This is a genomic window from Methylobacterium sp. WL103, assembly GCF_008039885.1.
Classification (GTDB): Bacteria; Pseudomonadota; Alphaproteobacteria; order Rhizobiales; family Beijerinckiaceae; genus Methylobacterium; species Methylobacterium cerastii.
In genome coordinates this window covers 1-2,375 of the sequence record NZ_VRUX01000624.1, presented here as the reverse complement: position 1 = coordinate 2,375, position 2,375 = coordinate 1, and the positions used below count along the sequence as shown (strand labels likewise).

At 71.5% G+C, this 2,375-nt stretch carries 2 protein-coding genes and 2 pseudogenes; 1 reads left to right on the top strand and 3 read right to left on the bottom strand.

Annotation, left to right across the window (positions count from 1 at the left end):
• The 3 genes and pseudogenes from FV222_RS23350 to FV222_RS23340 all read right to left on the bottom strand — a co-directional run.
• Positions 1-372: pseudogene (locus FV222_RS23350) on the bottom strand (anthranilate phosphoribosyltransferase); the annotation flags it as partial.
• 35 nt (positions 373-407) lie between these two features.
• Complete coding sequence (locus FV222_RS23345; protein ID WP_147762344.1) at positions 408-1,061, bottom strand: aminodeoxychorismate/anthranilate synthase component II; 654 nt, start codon at positions 1,059-1,061, stop codon at positions 408-410.
• Positions 1,062-1,129: 68 nt separating this feature from the next.
• Positions 1,130-1,903, bottom strand: a complete 774-nt coding sequence (locus FV222_RS23340) for a VOC family protein (protein ID WP_147762343.1) — start codon at positions 1,901-1,903, stop codon at positions 1,130-1,132.
• A gap of 70 nt (positions 1,904-1,973) precedes the next feature.
• Between FV222_RS23340 and FV222_RS23335 the strand changes: the two are divergent.
• Positions 1,974-2,288 (top strand): annotated as a pseudogene (locus FV222_RS23335) (MarR family transcriptional regulator); the annotation flags it as partial.
• Positions 2,289-2,375: the final 87 nt, after the last annotated feature.

Below are 2,375 nucleotides of genomic sequence, written 5' to 3'. Positions count from 1 at the left end.
CACGTCGGCCGCGCCCGAGCGCGAGGTCGCGGCGCGGTTGCCGTGCTTGGCCACCGGCACGCCGCAGGCCGCGGTGAGGATCGCGGCCAGCGTGGAGACGTTGTAGCTGCCCGAATGGTCGCCGCCGGTGCCGACCACGTCGACGCTGCCGGTGGGCGCCTCGACCCGGACCATGCGGGCGCGCATCGCCTCGACGGCGCCGACGATCTCCTCCGGCGTCTCGCCGCGGACCTTCAGGCCGACGAGGAAGGCCCCGGCCTGGACCGGGGTGACCTCCCCGGAAAGCAGGTCGTCGAAGGCCGCGCGAGCCTCGGCCCGGTCGAGGGAGAACCCGGCGGCGACCTTGGCGAGATGGGGCTTGAAGGATTCCATCGGCTCGACGGGCGGCGCGTTCGCGGGATGCCGCGTCAATGCACGCCGGGGCGGGCCTTGTCACCTGCCGGGTTTCGCCCGCGGCCGTGCGCCTGGTTCCACGCCGTCGCGATGTCGAGGAAGTTCTGCAGGATGCGCGTTCCGTGATGCGAGAGGATGCTCTCGGGGTGGAACTGCACCCCGTGCACCGGCAGGTGCGCGTGCTCCAGGCCCATGATCAGGCCGTCGGCCTCGGCGGTCACGGTCAGGGCCTCGGGGCAGCCGGCGCGGTCGACCACGAGAGAATGGTAGCGCGTGGCGTCGAAGCTGTCGTTGAGCCCGCGGAAGATGCCCGTCGCGCCGTGGCGGATGGTCGAGACCTTGCCGTGCATCGGCGAAGGCGCCCGCACCACGTCGCCGCCGAAGGCCTGCCCGATCGCCTGGAGGCCGAGGCAGACCCCGAAGATCGGGATCTCGCCCGAGAGCTGGCGCACCGCGTCGAGGCAGATGCCGGCCTCGTTCGGGGTGCAGGGGCCGGGCGACAGCACCAGGGCGTCGGGCGCGCGCGCGCGGATCTCGTCCACCGTCACCTGGTCGTTGCGCACCACCTCGATCGCGCCGCTGAGCGGGCCGATCAGGTGGACGAGGTTCCAGGTGAAGGAATCGTAGTTGTCGATGACGAGGACGGAGGGCGTCGGCGCAGGGCTCATGGCCGACGATCTGGCCCGGCGGGCCGCGTCGGTCAAGACGCCGCGAGCGTCCCCCTTCGCGTCGCGGATCAGGCCGCCGGTTTCGGCCCGACCAGGGCGAACGGCGTGCCCTGCGGGTCCTGGGCCTGGACGATCCAGTCGCCGCCGGGCACCGGGTGAGGACCCTGCAGGACCGTGCCGCCTGCCGCCGCGACGCGCTCGGCCGCGGCGTCGATCGCCTCGACGGCGATGTAGAACAACCAGGACGGGGCCGTCGGAAGCGGCGCGCTCATCATGCCGCCGAGGTCCACGCCGTAACGGGCGAAGACCTGGTAGGTGCCCATCGGCCCCATGTCGACGGCCATGGATGTCTCCCAGCCGAACAGCCCGGCATAGAAAGCGAAGGCCGGCTCCCAGTCGCGGGCGTGCAACTCGTGCCAGGCGAAGGGGCCGGGCGTGCCCCGCGGCGGCATCGGTGGCGGGGGGCCGTCGCCGCGGAAGAGCGCGAAGGCCGCGCCCTGCGGGTCGGCGGCCATGCAGAACCGGCCGACCCCGGGGATGTCCCGCGGCGCGAAGGTGATGCGCCCGCCGGCCGCCGTGACGCGCTCGGCGGAGGCGTCGACGTCGGCGACGCCGACATAGCCGAGCCATCCGTGCCGCGTGCCGGCGGGCGCCTCGCATCCGGCCGACGCCATCATCCCGCAGATGCGCACGTCGCCGACCGTCGCGAGGCGGTAGTCGATGCCGGGCATCCCCGCATCGACGATCGCCCAGCCGGCGACCGCGCCGTAGAAGGCCTGCGCCGCCGCGACGTCGGGGGTGGTCAGCTCGTACCAGACGAAGGTGCCCGCGTGATCCGCCATCGCCTTCGATCCTTTGCACGGGCCGGTTTGTCGCATTGCGATCTATGTTGATATCAACGTAGATCGATTCATGTCAACGGCCGTCTCCTTCGCGACCACCGCCCACATCCGCGACGCCTGCCTCTGCCTGCACGCGCAACGGGCCGCCCGCGCGCTCGGCCGCCGGTTCGACGACGCGCTTCGGCCCCTCGGGCTGACGAGCGGCCAGTTCTCGCTGCTGATGGCGCTGAACCGGCCCGAGCCCGCCGCGATGTCCGCGGTGGCGCGCCTCCTCGCCATGGACCGGACCACGCTGACCGCGGCCCTGAAGGTGCTGGAGCGGCGCGGCCTCGCGACGGTGGCGGTGGACCCGGAGGACCGGCGCGGGCGGCGTCTGTCCTTGACCTGTCTCTATTAAAATAATGACCATCCCAACGCAACATTACTTTAAAAAAACGTTGTACGCGTAAAAATTAAAAAAAAAAGGGGGGGG